The sequence below is a fragment of the Thalassoroseus pseudoceratinae genome, assembly GCF_011634775.1.
In the GTDB taxonomy this organism is placed as follows: domain Bacteria; phylum Planctomycetota; class Planctomycetia; order Planctomycetales; family Planctomycetaceae; genus Thalassoroseus; species Thalassoroseus pseudoceratinae.
Genome location: NZ_JAALXT010000001.1, coordinates 656,155 through 672,783 on the forward strand (window position 1 = coordinate 656,155; position 16,629 = coordinate 672,783).

Here is a 16,629-nt window from a genome sequence, read left to right on the forward strand (position 1 = left end):
ATCGGTGTCCTTCTCTTTATGGACACTAATCTCATTCAATCGAAGTTCGAGAAACTCGGCGCACGGGCAAAGGTTCGCCCTCTGGTCACGAACCGCTGGCGACAATCTCAAGGTCCGGTGGTGATTGACATCGGCAACGACCGTCGTGGCGAATTCTTCGATGTCCAAGCGACAGACGATGCCGACGTGCAAGTCATCGACATTCAGCCCAAGGATCGTCACCTGCTCTTGATGGTTCGACAAGCTGCTGAGCGTCCTGGCCTGCCCGATACCAAAGACAAGTTTCTTTGCGGACATGACGAACGTCATTGGTTCGTGGCCGGTGTTCCCGAAGCTGCTCCAGTTAGCAGCGTGATCACTGCCAAGGAAGCACTGAAGCCGGAACTCGTCCGAAACCTGGAAAGCGGCAAGAAAGGCAAGCGGAAGAAACGCCACCGCCGCAAGACCGAGACGTTCGTCCGCCAGGGCGAGTGGTTCTTCATTCCTGCTCCGGGTGTTACTGCCGATCCCAAGCTCGTACTCGAAAACGAACCACTCCGTCGTGGTCGAGGAAAGCCGCATACATGCGAATTCCTGTACCGAACTGGCGGAACGACCGTTTACATTTGCGGTCAATACCCGAACGGCTTGACCGACAAGGAACGGAAGGCTTTGTTCAAGCGGAGCCCTCGTGCTGCAAAGTTCAACTGGCAGGCTATGCAACGTGACCCTACGGTGTTCGTGCGAGGTCGGGTGTCCCACCTGGACCACGCCACGATCTGCTTGGATGGCTGGCACCGAGTTGCGATGAACACTGAGAATCAGTCGAGGGCGATGGAGTTCGTTGCATTTCTGGATTGACCTTCAGCCGAACTTGAATGAACCAACAGCCCCGCCGGGCGGACGCCCGGCGGGGCTGTTTTCAATGGCACTCGTTCGCTTTCGTCCGAACGCACTTCAATCTGCTTGTTCCAGCAGACATAATCAATGGTCACCAACACAAGATAAACATCTAGGGCAGTATGGGGCGAGAAGACGATGTCGCACTGGAAATCAAAATACGATGACATTCAGCCATCGATTGATTTCCTCTCAGATAGTGCGATTCTCGTCCAGGCTTGGAAGAAAGCCCACACCTACCTGCGGCTGCACAATTGGTTCGCCGATTCTCTCGAACTTGACTTGTCATCTTTGCGGCTACGTGACTTCTTGCAGAAAGCGTCCGAGTCCATTTCCAAGGAGTCATTTCGGGATCACCAACCAGTCCCGATGCAGATTGTTCCCGCTCCGAAATCCGGTGATTGGACGGTTGAGAACGGCTGGAAGCCCAATGCCGCCGATGATTCGATTCGTCTACGACCGCTCGCCCATCTTTCTATTGAAGATCAAGTCTTGGCAACAGCCGTGCTGATTTGCCTCGCAAATCAAGTGGAAACGGCGCAGGGCAACCCTGAGCAGGCCGTTGATAAGAAGACCAGAGCCAAAGTGGTTAGCTATGGCCACCGGCTCGTGAGTACGTGGGAAGGAGATGAGGCTCGATTTCGATGGGGAAACGCCCAGCTATATCGCCAATACTACACTGACTACCAAGCCTTCGTTCAACGCCCAGAGGTAGTGCGTGAAGCAGTGATTCCCAGCGGACAAAGCTGGGCCATCGTACAAGCCGACCTCAGCCAGTTCTATGATCGGCTGAAAAGAAAAGTGCTTCTAGACAAACTCGTTGGACTCGTAAAGGCAAACACGTCAAGTCGAATTGATCGCCAGTTCTTTACGGCAATGGAGCGGATTTTCGACTGGCAATGGAGTGATGATTCTGTAGATCAAGCCGTTCACAGTGGGTGCCATCAAAGGGATGGGCTACCACAAGGACTTGCAGCGAGCGGTTTCTTCGCCAATGCGTATCTGCTCGACTTCGACAATGCTCTGATTGAACTGTTTGATCAACGTATTGAAGGTCGATCTTGGCGAATAGTTGATTATTGCCGGTACGTTGACGACATGCGATTTGTAGTCCGTCTGGGAAAGACGAGTACCAAGACATTCAAGTCAGATTTCGAGTCCTTCTTGGTTTCCCTTCTGGACACGCATGCTCCCAGCCTAAAGCTGAACTCTGACAAGACGGTCATCAAGTACAGTCATAGCCATCCATCACATGCGCCTCTCGCAGATGCGATGCAGGCCGTTCAAACCGAGATTTCGGGACCGATGGATGTCGAGACAGCACGACAGGCCCTCGAAATGCTTGATGGGCTTCTCGCTAGTTCCGGCCAGCGTCGTCAGAGCTTTATGCCGAAAGATACTGGTCAGGATGATGAACTGACGAGGATGTTCTCGGTCGAGCCTGACGTTCGGACGGAAACACTTGAACGATTTGTCGCTCACAGGTGGCGACATGTCTTTAGGTCGCTAAGGGTGATGGCCGATGCAGACGGCTTGACCGACTCGTCGCTCAACGTCGGTCGAAGGTTGCTTGACAGAAGGGCAGAGTCGTTCGCAACGGAACTTATGCGTCGATGGATCGATGATCCGTCCAATGTTCGTCTGTTACGGGTGGCGATGGATATCTTTCCATCCCCTAAGCACCTGAAGGTAATTCTGAAGTTGCTTGAGTCCCACTTGGACCACCATAGTCACACCAAAGCACGAGCGATCTGTGAGTATGTCGGGGCCGAGTTGCTTCGAGCAGGAGCCACGGAAACAGGTTTCGTAAAAGATGACGATGAACTGCCGACGGATTCCAATGTTGACGCTTACAGGGAGCTTCTAGCTGAGTTTGCGGAACGACGGCTTGAAGCAGACTCATCACCTTGGTTCATGCGCCAACAAGCATTACTGTTGCTCGCTGTCGTCCACAAGCCTCTGGAACTCGACCTATCCCCGGATTCCCCAAGCTACGCATACTCAGCCATACACTCGATAACACGAGGGGAGTGGCCAGATGGAATCGAATCCCAGCCAGTCGATCACCTTGCGCTTCCGCTAGTGATCGTTGCTCATCGTCTCAGTGCTGACACCGAGACGTGTGTGTCTCTGCTGTCGCAATTGCTGAATTCGCAAGGTGTTGGAGTCTCTGAGCGAGTTCTGGTCGATCTGCTGACAGAAGATAAACCACTATTCGACGCCCTTTGGGAACACTTGCCCGAAGCGGATGTGGAGTTTTGGAAGCATCACTTAGCGGCCCAAGGGTACTTTCCTGATCAACACGCCGAATCATGGTCTGCGGATGAAGGTTCTTCAGCATACCATCGGTTACTGACAATGATCGGCTCGCCATCGAATCCCTTCCAGCAGGAAACAGCGGCCCTCCGGTTATGCGATGCGCTTGCACGGCAATGGGGAACGCCGAAACAGCGAGAAGATCGAGGAGGAGGCGTACTTACGCCAGCCCGCATTGAGATAAAGTGCTTATCCTGGAATCAATTAGCCGATCCGACGCAGAGCATGTCAGCGGATGACTTCGATGTCCGTATAGTCTCTGACACCGAACGACACGATGAACGCTACGACGTTCCCGCATGGTGCGACGATAGGCATCGATGGAAAGTCGAGATTGGTCAGGTGCTTCGTGCCGCTGTTCTTGGTGAAACAGATTACTCGACGAACTTCTATGTTCCACGAGTCATTGAAGGAGTGCGCAAGTACCAGGGAATAAGGAGTTCCTGGTTCAAGCGGAAGCACGGCTTGTACAATGAGCGACGAGCATTGGGCAGTCGGTTTCTTCCGATTTCGCCTTGGTTTTCCGAGTTGCTGTTCAGGCTCCTTCGCTGGCCCGGCACTCAGAGCCCGCATCGGCTTGTTGACCTGCCCGAAAGATTTCGAGCGTCGGCACTATTGAAGGTGGTAGTTGCGAGGATTGAGACTCTTTCCAGTCAGTATTGCCGTGCGTCTGGCATGCCGTCGTACACGTTTCCTGCTGAGCTTCTTCTACAACCCGTATCAGATGGGCGGTTGAAGGTCGCCGTAGTCCAAAGTGTAATTCCCCACAAGCGTGACCTAACCCCGGCCGACCGGGAATTGAACGATCCGATCTATCGAAGACAACATCGCCGCCATCTCTCGTCAATGCTCCGAGTTCTGAAGAAGATTGTCGAAGTACGTGAGGGTTACAAAGAACAGCGAGAGCATGTTGATTTAGTTGTATTTCCTGAGCTTGCTGTTCACGTTGACGACATCCCCATCCTGATTCGCTTGGCGGATACTGCGAAGGTGATGGTTTTTTGCGGATTGGTATTTCACCCATCTCCAGAGAACGATGGAAACCTCATCAACTCCGGCCTATGGATTCTTCCCGTGCGTTCACGCCTTGGACGCACAATCTACCTGATTGAGCAGGGCAAACAGAATCTTACTGTAGCGGAGGAACATCTCGGCATAACGCCTTATCGCCCGTGCCAGTGGATCATCGAGGGACGGCGAGGTAACGAAACGCCGTGGCGGGTTTCGGCTGCAATATGCTACGACGCAACGGACCTTCGGCTCGCAACCGACATGCGAAACCAGTCTGACGCCTTTATCGTGTCAGCACTCAATCAAGACATTGCCACATTTGACACGATGGTTGCTGCACTGCACTACCACATGTTTCAGCATGTGATCTTGGTCAATACTGGTGAATTCGGAGGCACCACCGCTCAGGCACCGTATCGTGTTCCGTGGAAGAAGTTGATCGTTCATCACCACGGAAATGACGAGGCCCTGGTGAGCGTCTTTGACATTGACTTGCAGCATTTCCGAGGGCGACCTAACGATCCCAAAGAAGCCGATGATGAAGTGGCCCGAAAGTTTCCGCCAGCGGGCGTTGATCGTTAGAGATATCGCTTCGGGAAGATTGACGGTCGTTTGGAAATATTCACTTCGGCCAAACGACACGATTTTTTTCCTGCCGGATTTTTTTTTGGGACTCCCAATTGAAAAGAAATGCGACGTGTCACAGCAAGGCTATGCCCCCTCACGGAGTCCCAAGTCGCAAGGTTTTTGACCAAAGTTGTTTCGTTTTTGCCTTTGCCATCGAGCTTTGGCTCGGCGTCTCTAAATCGGCAATTGTCAGATGCGCACATCAGCGACAGATGTTCGATTAGCCGTTCACCACCCTGTCACTCGACCGTGAGAATCCATCGCTCCGGTGTCTTCAAGGGCGGCGATCAAGGCATCATCGGGACGCCAGCCGAGTTCCCAGCACCGACGAAACCAAGAGTGGTCAATCTTGTCGATGTCCCTCGGATCAAGCGACCAGCTTCGGCCAACGGCCAAAACGTCGTCATACCAAACATGAAACGGAACACGGTAGCGTGACATATCAAAGCTCCACGGAAAGAGTAATGAAGTTGTTTGTGCGCCGAATTTGGAATGCGCCGCTACGAACGAACGCTTCAAGCCAACTCAACTGGTGAGCATTGAACTCGGCCCCAAACGACAGGGATTGTGCCGCAACTTGGATACGTCCGAACTCACGGCGTAGGGAGTGAGCGAGTTGACGACCCTCGACCTCACCTACCAATCTCGGCGTGAAGACGAACCTCGTCGCCTTCGCCAGGATGTCTGCGATCTCGACCGGCAATACTTGGCGGGATGGCGAGCACGTAAACACTTCAGGACGACAAGCTAATGGCCCGACCAATGGAACCGCCGCCATTGCTGCTGACGTTTCGATGAACTGTCTTCTCGTGGTCTTCATCATGCTTCACCTACCCAATATCGCTTGACCACTCGATTGTCTGGAACGACGTACTGCTCCCAACGCTCCGGCGTCGGATCGGTCCAAAGCTCAGCCTGCTGGTCCGGGGGAAAGGCTATTTCCAACATCAGGCACAGACCCGCCACGCCGTTTGGAAGCGTGATTCGCTCACCGATTAGGCGATTGGAATTGTGACGCACCACGTTGAAGCCACATTCCTTCAGGCGATCAGCAAACACATCGGTCGGAATCATGAAGCGGGCATGCCAATTCCGAGAGCCAGTTTGCTTCCTTTGAACAACTCGCACGAAGAACTCCATACGCCAGTTCTCGTTGTTCAGGTGGCGTCCAACTACACAAACGACACCACACCGAACCTGGAGTGACTTATGCTTGGTTACATCCGAACCTGAAGGTGGGAGTTCTATGTTCATGGCTCACCCCAGCGGCAGGTAGTTGCCGCTCGAATCGTTCGGCCTTGCATGCAGATACTTGCCAGTCGTCGCCACAGAACTATGGTTCAGAGTTGATTGAACCAAATGAATGGGCGCTCCCCGATCCAGTGCGTGCGATGCATGAGCATGCCGAAGCCATTGGCACGATACGTCCTTGTCGATACCGGCTCGCTCTGATGCTTTGCGAACAATGCGCCAGATTTGTGACTCGTGCAGATGACCGCCCTTGCGACTGCGAAAGACCGGCGCATCGTCCAACGCATCGCCACGCAGCTTCATGACTGCCTTCCAGACGGACTCAGGCACGAGAACGGTGTGCGTCTTTCCGCCTTTGCCGAACACCGTGATCTGGCCAGCAGACTCACGAGGCTGGAGGTGACGCCATTTCAATGCCGACACTTCCGACACTCGAAAGCCACCCCCGTACAGCACCATCAGGATGGCTCGGTTCCGTGGGTTGTTCTCCAGTGCGATCATCCGACAGACTTCGGCCTCGTCCAGAATCCGCTCGGCCAACTCGCTGGGAAACGACGGCAGCACCAGAGGGCGAGCGGTGTCGAACGGCAAGTAGCCAAGGCGGTGGCCGAAGGCAAATAGCGACTTCACCGCCGACAACGTGCGGTAGATCGATGAAGGCTTGAGGCTTTGCTCGGCCAGATCGTCGGCCAAGGATTGAAGGTCGCCAAGTGTGACACGATGCAGCGGCTTCTCCACGGCGTCGAGAAACCGAAACGCATCCCGCCGATACGCTCGCACCGTGTTCTTTCCCCGACCATGCAGCCACAACTCGACGAGATGCTCATCGCTTTCGGCTTGGGTCGGTCGCACAATTGCCGATCCGCCGCCGGTCGTGACCAGTTCGGTCGCAGGTTGGTCCCAATGCATGATAACATTCCTTAGCTTGTGTAATTCCAAACGGTTCCCGGAAGCGATTCCTGGTGAAATCGAACAGTCTTCGCCGGGGTTTCTTTCAACTTTCTGCTCACTCTCTTTCAGTTCTCGATCAGACATAGGCGCTTCCCAGCCGATCACGATCCGATCCCACCACAGCAATCGTCAAACTCCCGCACGCTTCAGGTGGCGGAACACTGTTCGGAGAATGTTCGATTCTTCGTCGCCATCGGTTCCGGTCGGGTAACAGGCGATCAAGGCTGCTTCGATCTGATCCGAAGTGACATCCAGACCGAGCGACCGAAGTCCATCGGCCAGAGGAGACGACGGCGCAACCGGCTCAGCCTTCACCGAACGCTTGGCGCTCCGAACCGTCGCCGTCCTGGATACGTCCGAGGTTGAGCGGCGCTCATAGAAGATGACAAACTCGCCATCGACGCCGATGCCGGTTTCCCTTGCGGTCAAGTTCTGCTCGACCATCTCAGCGGTGAAGTACGGACGACCGTTGGATGCCAGCTTCAAGGGTTCATGAAACGTGCCACGTTTGACATGCCAGTAGAACTGACTCCGGCTGATGGAAAGCAATCGACACATCTCAGAAACCGACACAGCGGCTTTCGTCCGCCTTTCGGGTTTTGTTTGTACAGACACAGTGATGACTCCAATCTGAAATCGAACAATAAAGAATCAGGAAACGTGGACGGACGAGGCGAGATGCTCGACGCCCTTGGCCGTCAAAACTCGGCCTTTGTCTGACTTGGTGATCAGTCCCAGCCTGATGAAATCGGCCTCAAACATTTCGATGGACTGCCGAGGAAGGCCCAGGTGCGTGGCCAAGACGTTCAAACGAACCGGGCCTTGCCCTTCACGGAGAAGCTGCAAGTAACGCTGCTCAATTGCGTCGAAGCCGAGCGAGTCCACATTCATCTGTGCGAACGTCTGCTCGACATGCTCCGCTTTGATTTCATCCGTGTAGTTCGCTGAAGCCGTCCGCTTTGCTGCTTCCAACCAGCGAACTCCCAACCGAGGAATTCCACGACTGCGACTTGCAATGCTGTTAATGGCTTCGTCCTCGACGTGCCAACCGAGAATCGTTGCACGCTGTCGAAGGATTCGAGCCATCTCGTCATCGGAGTAGAACTGAAGTCGGAGCAACAGCCGAAACCTTTGACGGCACGAGGGTGCAAGGAGGAATTCATGCGTAGTTGCACCCACCAAGCAGAATGGCGGAAGTTTCAAGACATGATGTTTTCCAAGGTGAAGTTCGCCATCCTGCAACGCAGAGTACAACGTCACGGCACACGTTGGGGGAAGCTCGTGAATTTCGTCGTAATAGAGGACCGAACCGGCATCCAACATCATGAGTGAAGCCCGAACGTGTTCGGGGGTGCGGACATTTTGCGCCAGTTCATGATGGACCGTCGTGCAACACTCACGCCCAATCAAATCAGCGAGAAACGACTTTCCCAATCCGCCAGCGCCCGTGATGAGCGTATGCGGGAAGGCGACCTTATCGCCACGCTTGGATCGCTCGTAGAAATACGCATCAACTGCGGTGGTCAGTACACTGACCGCTTCGTTTTGGCCGATGGTCTTAGACAGGCTTGGAACAACAGAATCCATGATTGAGTCCTTGGTCGTGAAATCAGGCGATGACGACGGCATTACGGAACGACAGAAGGAAGTCCGCCGTTTTGCTGGCCTGAGTTGCAGCCTTGAAAATGAACGAGGCGTCGTCCTTCATCGAGCTAAGCCAAGACTTGAGATAGGCGGCATGATTCTCCAGCCCTTCGCCTTGCGGAACGCCCAACTCAGTGGCCAGAAAGCACGATGCCATTTCCGCAACCAACTCGAAATAGGCGTAGTCACGACCTTTCTGGCTGTAGCCAAGCCGTGGTTCCGACCAGTGCGAAAGCTCGTGCAGGATGGATTCGTAGTAAGCCCCCGGCGGGTCAAAGCGATGCTTGTGCGGCATTTGGATGTAATCGTCAGCGGGCGAATAGAACGCACGCTCGCCACCGTGCCGAACGTCCGCCCCGGTCGCTTCGATCAACTCGTCAGCGGGTGCGAAGTCAGGAACAACGCCGATTGGTTCTTCGTCGTGAACTTGGAGTCGCTCAGCAAATGGCCCTTCGCATTGGTCCGCATTGAAGACCGTGAAAGTGCGAAGCATGAAGAACGTGTCTTCGACTTCTTTGCCTTCCTTCTCGACGGTCTTAGTGATCGGTTTGCAAAATACGATGTTGCAGCCCCATTGCCTTGGCTTAACTTGAGACGGCCTGCGTTTCACGAAGCAACCACGGTCGGACCATTGGCGAAACGTCGCCCAATGTCGTGACTGAAGGCCGTGCTTCATGCGGTGAAGCTCCAACAACAGAGGATTGACCCCAGAATAGTTGGCCTTGCTCATGGCGTTGGCGGGTCGTCCTACGTTGGCCGAGATCGCCCACGGCCGACGCCAAGAACGAAGATTAGATTCGAGTGCTTCGACGATACGAGTCGTGATGTCTTCACGAATCTGCTGCTGGCTGGGCATCGCTCGTTCTTTCAGTTGCGTTATTGAATTGATCAAACTTGAACTGAAAGAAAAGATTCGTGCGTTGCGGTGAAGGACGAAGTTTGTTTCCATTTTTCTTTGTTGCGTTTCGTGACTTGCATGAGACGAGATCAGCGACGTTTGCGCACAACGCCCCCTTCCCCTGGATACCGTGCCGCTCGTTGTTTGTTACAGGTTGCTGGTTGGATACATCCGAACGGACAGAGAGCGGATGAGTGTCAGATGAGTAGGACGGCCCCCGCTGCCGCCAACGGCGGCAGCGGGGGCTCAATCTACGAAGTCCCAACAGGCAACACCTGAAACTTCTCACGATGCCTGTGAACTTGCTCAATCGAGCGAGTGGAAAATATGGAAGGCGACCAATGCCATGACATCCGGCGTTGCGCAGTCGCTCTGCATCAATCGCCGCCATGCACCGCCCGTTGCTTCGTTGTCACGCCCCATACGCCGCCAGATTTGAAACGCCATCAAAGCGTGGTCTTGGCAGTCGAAGAACTCGCCAGAGGTCGTCCGTGCGTAAAGCTGATCGGGATCACGGATCAGAGACAGGAAGGGCCGAAGTGATTCACGTTCGTCAACGGTGACGGCTGGCTGTTGGTGGTGCATGGTTTTGGCTCCTAGTATTCATCAGGAAGAAGCAAACAAGTCGAATTTCTGTCGGCCTCAGTGATGCAGTAGAGTTTCTGCCGACCGATTTTCGTGTGGTAGACGCTGAAAATGCGTTCGCCATTCCAAAGGGCCTCGTTGTTGGCCTCGGCATCTTCCTTGCAGACATCGCCCCAATCGCCCGCTGCATGTCGTCTGATGAAGTCAAGCGGTGTCTCGCTCGTTCCTTCAAGAGTTTCCAATGCGCCCGGCGTTGCGACGATTTGGCCCAAATTGAAAAGTTGTTCTGCCATCATGTGTCTCTCCGGTGTTGGTGACACAGGAATAGTCCTGCAATCGCCTGCTTTTGCACGGACTTGTTTGATCGTGAAGCCCATTGATTTCTCCAGTGTTGAATGACACTGAAAGAAACCGGCGTGATTGAATGGAGGCTGGAATTTGCTGGGATTTGAAATGTGTTGGGTTTGATAGGACTTGAGATTTGCAGGCCCACCTTCGCCGCCGCTGGCGGCGAAGGTGGGCTGTCTCCATTGCGTCCACACGGGAAGGCCGTAACTTCTACCGGAATCAGGCGTGGCCAAAACCAGCCGTGCAAGGACTACATACGGCATGCACACATTCTTTGAACACGTCCGAATTGTACGCCTCGCTGAGCAACTGTATCTGCTTGGCGAAAATGTCTATGACCTCGACTTCGACGCATACGATCAACTTTTCGCCACAGAGTTGAAGCGACTAGCGATGCAGGTTCGACATCCAGCCACGAGGGCGCAACTGGAAGACATGGCCGAGAAGTTCAAGTTTTCCCGATACATTGCAACGAGCGTTCGGCGTGCCGGGTTCAGTGACGAACAAGAGGTCAACCAGATCACGCACGACATTGCCAGCACGTTGTTGCTTGGTAAGTTATTCGAGTTCGATCCAGCCGAGATTCCATTTGCCGCTCGCTTCAAAACCTCTGTGGCCAATGCCATCCGAAACGTGGTGGCAAAGCAGAGGAATCAACGCCGCCTGATTCCTTCCGTGCCGATCTCGGATGAGCCCGGTATTGGCATTCCATCTTCAGAACTCGCCGGGCGCAACTTGGCTGGGGCAGATGAGGGTCTGATCGACGATTTCGGCGACCTCGTGCATCAGCGGTTGGGCGCACTTGGATCGGCTGTACTCAGAGCGAAGCTGGACGGCGATGAAGTGAAGGGATTGGTTGGAGCAGTTGAACTTGATGATCCAAGTTCGTATCGCATCAAACAGGTCGTGATCGCCATCAAGCAGCTTGCCAAGGAGTTTGCACGGCAGCGAGGCGACGAGGACTTTGAGCAACGGATCGAACGGGCAATGGATGCGGAGCGGCGGACGGTAGAGAAAAGGTTTGGGCCCGCTCGGAATTCAAGAACCTAACGCCGGGCAAAAGCAGCCAATTGCGAAACACTTTGGACAGGCGTATGATACTGTCACTTTTTAGTCAATACCGCCATGTGTGAAGAAAGTGATTTCCCTTCACGCAACCGCAACATTTGGAGCCGGGATTTCGGAACAACAAAGTCGATCACTGGAGTAATCGAATGAACATCAGGCTCCCTAAATTCACAAATGGAGTCCCGGCATACGACGAATTCACTGAGTTCGCCAAGAAGGTAAAGGAGTTCAAGGACTCTGGTACGGAGGAGTTTTTTGAGGACCTTGCAGAAAGCGAAAAACAGCGTTCCGAGAACGCTGATGCTCAGGAAGAACGAGTTAACGGCACACTCCATACGCTAATTCGCTACTCCCTAGCATCGGCAGGACTTATTGCCGTCTATGCCAAGTTGATGGCGTCAGTATCCGGGTGGATGCTTGCTCTCGCTCTCTCGCCTTTCGTTGCCGTGATTATTGTTGCTCTATACATGCTTCAGCCAAGAAGTGTTCGAGACGACGAATGGCTGGGAGATGATCATTTCAACTACAGGAAGGTGCTATTCCTCAATGCAAAGTACCGAGCGGCATTTCGCACTCATGTTGTCAAATGGCTTTCCGAGCTTCTGATTGTTCCGTTGGTTCTGTTCGTTCTAGGCATGGGATTGATCGTATTCGTCGTTGGGACTGAAATTGGTGGTGAATCAAAGGAGGAAGGACCGCCGAAACAAAACATCGAGGTTAGCGTTGGGACTGACGGTATCAATCGAGCGATTCAGTCAAATCAGGATTTGATAAGAACGGCGATTGACAGGCTGGAGAAGATTGAAGAACGGACTGCGGCGCTCGCAACCGAGATAGACGCACTCAAATCTAATCACCAATCGTCTGTTGATGCTATCAGCAAAGAACTGAAGCAGTTGCAGGATGCTGTCCACACGCCTCAAACGAATGTGCCAAAGCAGTAGACAGGTTACTACCTCAGAATCTAGATGGCCCTGCTGAAATCCTGGTCACACCGCCCCGTCAATTTCCTGTCCAGGCTCGATCAAGTGGACTCCATAGTCCTCAAGCCTCCTCATGACCCTCTGCCGTGGCGGTGTCGTTCCGAAGCATGCGTAGTGCGTCTTGCCGACACGAAAGTTGAACAAAGGCTCGGCAACAATCTCGCCGGTCTTGGTCGTCAATGGTTCTTGGGAAATCCCGTGTTGATTCCATAAACCAACAAGCCACTTGCGATGCTCTTGACCCAAGCAATCCAGAATGGCCACCAGATCGTCTTGAAGGCTGGCCTCGGATTCAATTTCAGGGCGTTCTTCCAGGTTTCCAAGGCAGTCCTCGATGACTTCGTAAAGTGTTTCCGCTTCTGCCGATCTCATCCTCTGAGCGAACAAAGTGAGGATAGAGCGAGCCCGTGTCATGGCGACATAAAGATTGTTCGCCAGAACGCCTTTATCTCTAGCCGTGTACTGATCGGCGGCAGGAATGATGACAACCTCCGCATCGTATCCTTTGAACGAATGAGACGTTGTAGCAAGAAGGATGTTATGACTTCGCTCGAAAGGCTTATTGGTCTGGACGGACAACTCGACTCCCAAATCAGCTAACGCTGGAGCGACGTGGGTTTCCAATCGATACTTGATGTTCTTCCCGTTGTAAATCAAACAAATGTCGGATGGTTGCACGCCCTGGCCCTGGATCAGTTCACGGCAGTGGTCGGCGATTGCCTGAAACTCCTGGTCCAGGTTTTGGTACTGCTTGAACTGTGGCATCGGGCCATCGACTTGATTGAATCGAACCTTCCACCAATCGTCACCGTTTCGCTCGGTTTTTTCGACAAGCCCTCTGGTCACTAGCTCTTTGTGATCTGGATTGGATTCAGGCGGTTGCAGTCGGTACAGGACATTGAGGGCGAATTCGGTGATCGGCTTCGTGCTGCGAAAGCTCTCTTTCATCACGGACGACCGACCACGCATGTCTAAACCAAATTCGGACCACTTGGGAGTGCTGCGGCCATAAATGTTTTGGGCGTTGTCGTAGAAGATGTTGATTGATCGGCTGTTCTCGTCGTGGTCGTCGCTCTGCTTGACTATCGCCGCCAACAATTGCAATGTGTTCGGCCCCATATCCTGAGCCTCGTCGATGAAAAGTGCATCACATCGAGGAGTAACGTCTTCGATGGAGGTTCGTTCAAGGTATGCTTCTGCCGCTTTGTCGTACTCAAAGTTGAATGCCCTCGCACTGAGGCCAACTTCCGGCAGCATCACTTCAAGAATCTCTTTGATATGGTGCAGTTCCACTCGACTCCACGGAAACGGTTTCCCATCCGTTGCATTGGCCCAGGCCGATTCAATTGAGTCTCCGATCAACGACTGCAATGACCTATTGGCGAAGACCGCCCAAATGCGCACATTCTGCTGCGTTTCAAGCCTGCGGACGGTTTGCATTAGCCAGTGCGCCAAAACTACGGTCTTGCCGCTTCCAGCAACTCCACGAACAAGACGTGGCTTTCCATCGAGTTCATAACCACACAAACGCTCCTGCTCATTGGAAAGGACAGGACGCAAGGCTTTGCGTGTCGCCAGTTGGTTACCAACCAGCAGGCTGGTGTCATCGCTGTAATTCTCCTTGGCTTCACGGATCGCAGCAGGCAATGTGAATTCTGTTCGAGCAGGAACAGTTTCCCACGACAGCTTTGAGCCACTTCGTCGCAACACCTTCGGTGAAAGATGCCGGATCAATGGGCGGAAGTACGGTTCTTCCATTTCCGCCCGGCTAGACAAAACGATGATCGCCTCACGAGAGCGGCTGAGAGCGACGTTTACGAGCCGTTTCCATTCGTCATACGGCCAACCATAGCTTCCCGCATTGACGGAATCGAAGATCACCACGTCCGCTTCAGAACCTTGCTGGCTATGGACAGTAGAAGCCATCCACGAATGCATCTCGTTCGTGGCGAAGAAAGAGTGGATGGATTTCGCTTGAGCCTTGAAAGGGGAAATGAAAAGGCCGTGGGCTGAACGCAACGTCTTGTCAGCAAACAGTTTCTTCAGGACTTTCACTGTCGCTGTTCGGACCCAGCTACGATTGCCGGGGCCACGCTCCGCTCGGATGGAAGGAACATCATCGCTATCCTCATCCAGAACGTACCAGACAGCACGAGGCTGGCCATCGAGGATTGTCGGTAGGCCGTATTCTCGTTCGTCAACTTCCGGCGCAGTTGTAAGGAAGCCATCGTACTGGAAGGCGGATACAACATCGCACACTTGAGAGTGCATGCGTCGTTGCTCGCTGAGTACGTGGACGCCATCGACCTGATCGCCAATGCGGTCGAGATGGCTAACGCCGCTCTTGGCAAGCCAGTTTCCTTGTGATGGCTCAAGTATCCGGCTGATACGACTGATTGGAGCCAATTGCTTGGAGTCGCCAACAAGGACAACACGCCGAGCCGCCAGCAGGGACAAGGCCGCAATTGCCACTCGTGACATTAGCCCTGCTTCATCGATGAAGATAGTTGTAAAGGGAGCCCGGCCAGCCTCAATGTCTTCCTTGACTTCATCGCAGCAGAGAAAGGTCGTCGCTTTGAACGACGTGCTGACCACAGTTCGGACGTTTTCATCGAGGAAGTTCCGTTGAGCGGCATCTTTCATTGCCTCACGAAGTTCCTTCATCTGCTTTCGCAGCAGCGCTTTCGTCTCTGGGGCTTCTGTTCGAGCGACTTCCGCTGCCAACGCTTCAATCTGAGCCAGATACTCTGTTTCCGTGCCCCGCAGCATTGCGGTCAGTTCTTCTTCCTCAAACTTCTTGAGAGAGGCACCTTTGCCAATCCGCAGCAGGCGTCCAACTTTGAGGCCAACTCCTTTTTCTCTTGCCGCTCGCCCAATTGAAACCGCAGCCGCATCGGTCGCACGATTCGTCGTTGAAACGACAAGGATTCGTTCACTTGGATCGTCAGCCAATACCTTGGCGACCTGTTGCCCGGTCGTGTAGGTCTTGCCCGTGCCAGGAGGCCCCCAAAGCACGCTCCACGATTTGCCCCACCACTGCCTGAGATGTTCGAGCCCGGCATCCGAGGCATGCTCAACATCTGGATGGATACTGCCTTTAGCAGCCGCCAACCGTTCGGGTAGACGCTCTCTCACATCGGTGAATGCATCTTCGTTGTAGATCGAATTGAGAAAGGCCAAAAACTCGAAGGGACGAACATAGAATGAACCACGACGAGGAGGATGCTCAGGATTCGTGACGACCACGAAGATGCGCCCGGTCGCTTCATCAACCTCAAGCACTTCCCCTGACCACACGATTGAATCATCGATATCTGGATCGATGGAACCGTTCTCGAAAAAGGAGTCCTCAGCGTCTTCAAACTCTCGCAGCAAGAGTGGCCGGAAGGCGACCGCACCTTCCCAGGTCCAGTCGAACTCGACGGCATGGCCAATCTGCAACTCGAAAACGGTTCCCGTTTCGCTCTCGGCGACCGCTGTCACGTTGCGGCATTTGAGACGCTTCCATTTCGCCGAGTCTCGATACTCTTTCTTGATTGCGGTGGCAGCGGCAGACAGCAATCCACGATCCGCTGAGGGCAAACTCAGATCAGCACGAAAGCGGGCCTGCGTGAACTGGTCGTCGTCATCCTCAGTGTTCGTGATGTCGTTCACGGTGCCCCTACCGCTTAGTTCGAGTGATTGCCTTCAACATGCGGTCCATCGCTTCATCGTCCAGATCAGCAAACGCACGAAACGCTTCCGGGCGTTGTTGAATCCGTTTCCGAATTTCAACCGGCACTTTGTCAGCAAGCAGCAGAAGCTCGTCCTCGTCTGCTTGCAGTTCTTCTGCCAGTTTGTGAATGAACTTCTCCGAGGGATACTCGCCAAACTGCAACTTCTGATTCTCGACCTTGGAGATGTAGCTGACGCTCACCCCCATGCGGTCTGCGAGTTCCTGCTGGGTTAAGCCTTCCTGGGCACGAAGTTCCCGAACACGGAGTCCGAATTTCATCTCGTCGCTACCTGAGTGATTGCGGGTTGCCATCAAAAAGCGTATGCTACTAGCACTTTTTAGTCAACAATCTA

General features: G+C 53.7%; 14 protein-coding genes. 4 read left to right on the forward strand and 10 right to left on the reverse strand.

Annotated elements, in window-relative coordinates; translation table 11 throughout:
* Positions 1-18 precede the first annotated feature (18 nt).
* Positions 19-840: a hypothetical protein gene (locus G6R38_RS02350; RefSeq protein ID WP_166820066.1), complete on the forward strand. Its 822-nt coding sequence runs from the start codon at positions 19-21 to the stop codon at positions 838-840.
* Between the two features lie 177 nt (positions 841-1,017).
* The gene (locus G6R38_RS02355) at positions 1,018-4,788 is read left to right on the forward strand and encodes a reverse transcriptase domain-containing protein (RefSeq protein ID WP_166820067.1); all 3,771 of its coding nucleotides are present in this window, start codon (positions 1,018-1,020) and stop codon (positions 4,786-4,788) included.
* A 273-nt stretch (positions 4,789-5,061) separates the two neighbouring features.
* Here the strand turns inward: G6R38_RS02355 and G6R38_RS02360 are convergent, their stop codons facing one another.
* The 8 genes from G6R38_RS02360 to G6R38_RS02395 form a co-directional block, all read right to left on the reverse strand.
* A complete protein-coding gene (locus G6R38_RS02360) occupies positions 5,062-5,274 on the reverse strand; it encodes a hypothetical protein (RefSeq protein ID WP_166820068.1) in 213 nt (70 codons plus the stop codon).
* A 378-nt stretch (positions 5,275-5,652) separates the two neighbouring features.
* Complete coding sequence (locus tag G6R38_RS02365) at positions 5,653-5,961, reverse strand: hypothetical protein (protein ID WP_166820069.1); 309 nt, start codon at positions 5,959-5,961, stop codon at positions 5,653-5,655.
* A 129-nt stretch (positions 5,962-6,090) separates the two neighbouring features.
* On the reverse strand, positions 6,091-6,993 hold the full coding sequence (locus G6R38_RS02370; RefSeq protein WP_166820070.1) for a tyrosine-type recombinase/integrase: 903 nt from the start codon (positions 6,991-6,993) through the stop codon (positions 6,091-6,093).
* Positions 6,994-7,164: 171 nt separating this feature from the next.
* A complete protein-coding gene (locus tag G6R38_RS02375; protein WP_206028432.1) occupies positions 7,165-7,650 on the reverse strand; it encodes a helix-turn-helix transcriptional regulator in 486 nt (161 codons plus the stop codon).
* Positions 7,651-7,686: 36 nt separating this feature from the next.
* Positions 7,687-8,622: a Holliday junction DNA helicase RuvB C-terminal domain-containing protein gene (locus tag G6R38_RS02380; RefSeq protein WP_166820071.1), complete on the reverse strand. Its 936-nt coding sequence runs from the start codon at positions 8,620-8,622 to the stop codon at positions 7,687-7,689.
* Between the two features lie 22 nt (positions 8,623-8,644).
* Positions 8,645-9,535, reverse strand: a complete 891-nt coding sequence (locus tag G6R38_RS02385) for an ArdC family protein (RefSeq protein WP_166820072.1) — start codon at positions 9,533-9,535, stop codon at positions 8,645-8,647.
* 348 nt (positions 9,536-9,883) lie between these two features.
* Positions 9,884-10,162, reverse strand: a complete 279-nt coding sequence (locus tag G6R38_RS02390) for a hypothetical protein (protein WP_166820073.1) — start codon at positions 10,160-10,162, stop codon at positions 9,884-9,886.
* 11 nt (positions 10,163-10,173) lie between these two features.
* Positions 10,174-10,458 (reverse strand): hypothetical protein, encoded by a 285-nt coding sequence (locus tag G6R38_RS02395; protein WP_166820074.1) that lies wholly within the window; start codon positions 10,456-10,458, stop codon positions 10,174-10,176.
* Positions 10,459-10,771: 313 nt separating this feature from the next.
* Here G6R38_RS02395 and G6R38_RS02400 point away from each other — a divergent pair, with 313 nt between their 5' ends.
* Positions 10,772-11,560, forward strand: coding sequence for a hypothetical protein (locus G6R38_RS02400; RefSeq protein WP_166820075.1), 789 nt, complete (start codon positions 10,772-10,774; stop codon positions 11,558-11,560).
* 164 nt (positions 11,561-11,724) lie between these two features.
* Positions 11,725-12,522, forward strand: coding sequence for a hypothetical protein (locus G6R38_RS02405; protein WP_166820076.1), 798 nt, complete (start codon positions 11,725-11,727; stop codon positions 12,520-12,522).
* Positions 12,523-12,567: 45 nt separating this feature from the next.
* Here the strand turns inward: G6R38_RS02405 and G6R38_RS02410 are convergent, their stop codons facing one another.
* Positions 12,568-16,215 (reverse strand): AAA domain-containing protein, encoded by a 3,648-nt coding sequence (locus G6R38_RS02410; protein ID WP_166820077.1) that lies wholly within the window; start codon positions 16,213-16,215, stop codon positions 12,568-12,570.
* A 7-nt stretch (positions 16,216-16,222) separates the two neighbouring features.
* The gene (locus G6R38_RS02415) at positions 16,223-16,555 is read right to left on the reverse strand and encodes a helix-turn-helix domain-containing protein (RefSeq protein WP_166820078.1); all 333 of its coding nucleotides are present in this window, start codon (positions 16,553-16,555) and stop codon (positions 16,223-16,225) included.
* Positions 16,556-16,629: the final 74 nt, after the last annotated feature.

Coding starts and splice junctions, on each gene's coding strand:
- G6R38_RS02360 (WP_166820068.1), bottom strand. CDS start 5,274: ATGTCACGCTACCGTGTTCCGTTTCATGTTTGGTATGACGACGTTTTG.
- G6R38_RS02355 (WP_166820067.1), top strand. CDS start 1,018: ATGTCGCACTGGAAATCAAAATACGATGACATTCAGCCATCGATTGAT.
- G6R38_RS02405 (WP_166820076.1), top strand. CDS start 11,725: ATGAACATCAGGCTCCCTAAATTCACAAATGGAGTCCCGGCATACGAC.
- G6R38_RS02395 (WP_166820074.1), bottom strand. CDS start 10,458: ATGATGGCAGAACAACTTTTCAATTTGGGCCAAATCGTCGCAACGCCG.
- G6R38_RS02390 (WP_166820073.1), bottom strand. CDS start 10,162: ATGCACCACCAACAGCCAGCCGTCACCGTTGACGAACGTGAATCACTT.
- G6R38_RS02370 (WP_166820070.1), bottom strand. CDS start 6,993: ATGCATTGGGACCAACCTGCGACCGAACTGGTCACGACCGGCGGCGGA.
- G6R38_RS02385 (WP_166820072.1), bottom strand. CDS start 9,535: ATGCCCAGCCAGCAGCAGATTCGTGAAGACATCACGACTCGTATCGTC.
- G6R38_RS02350 (WP_166820066.1), top strand. CDS start 19: ATGGACACTAATCTCATTCAATCGAAGTTCGAGAAACTCGGCGCACGG.
- G6R38_RS02400 (WP_166820075.1), top strand. CDS start 10,772: ATGCACACATTCTTTGAACACGTCCGAATTGTACGCCTCGCTGAGCAA.
- G6R38_RS02380 (WP_166820071.1), bottom strand. CDS start 8,622: ATGGATTCTGTTGTTCCAAGCCTGTCTAAGACCATCGGCCAAAACGAA.
- G6R38_RS02415 (WP_166820078.1), bottom strand. CDS start 16,555: ATGAAATTCGGACTCCGTGTTCGGGAACTTCGTGCCCAGGAAGGCTTA.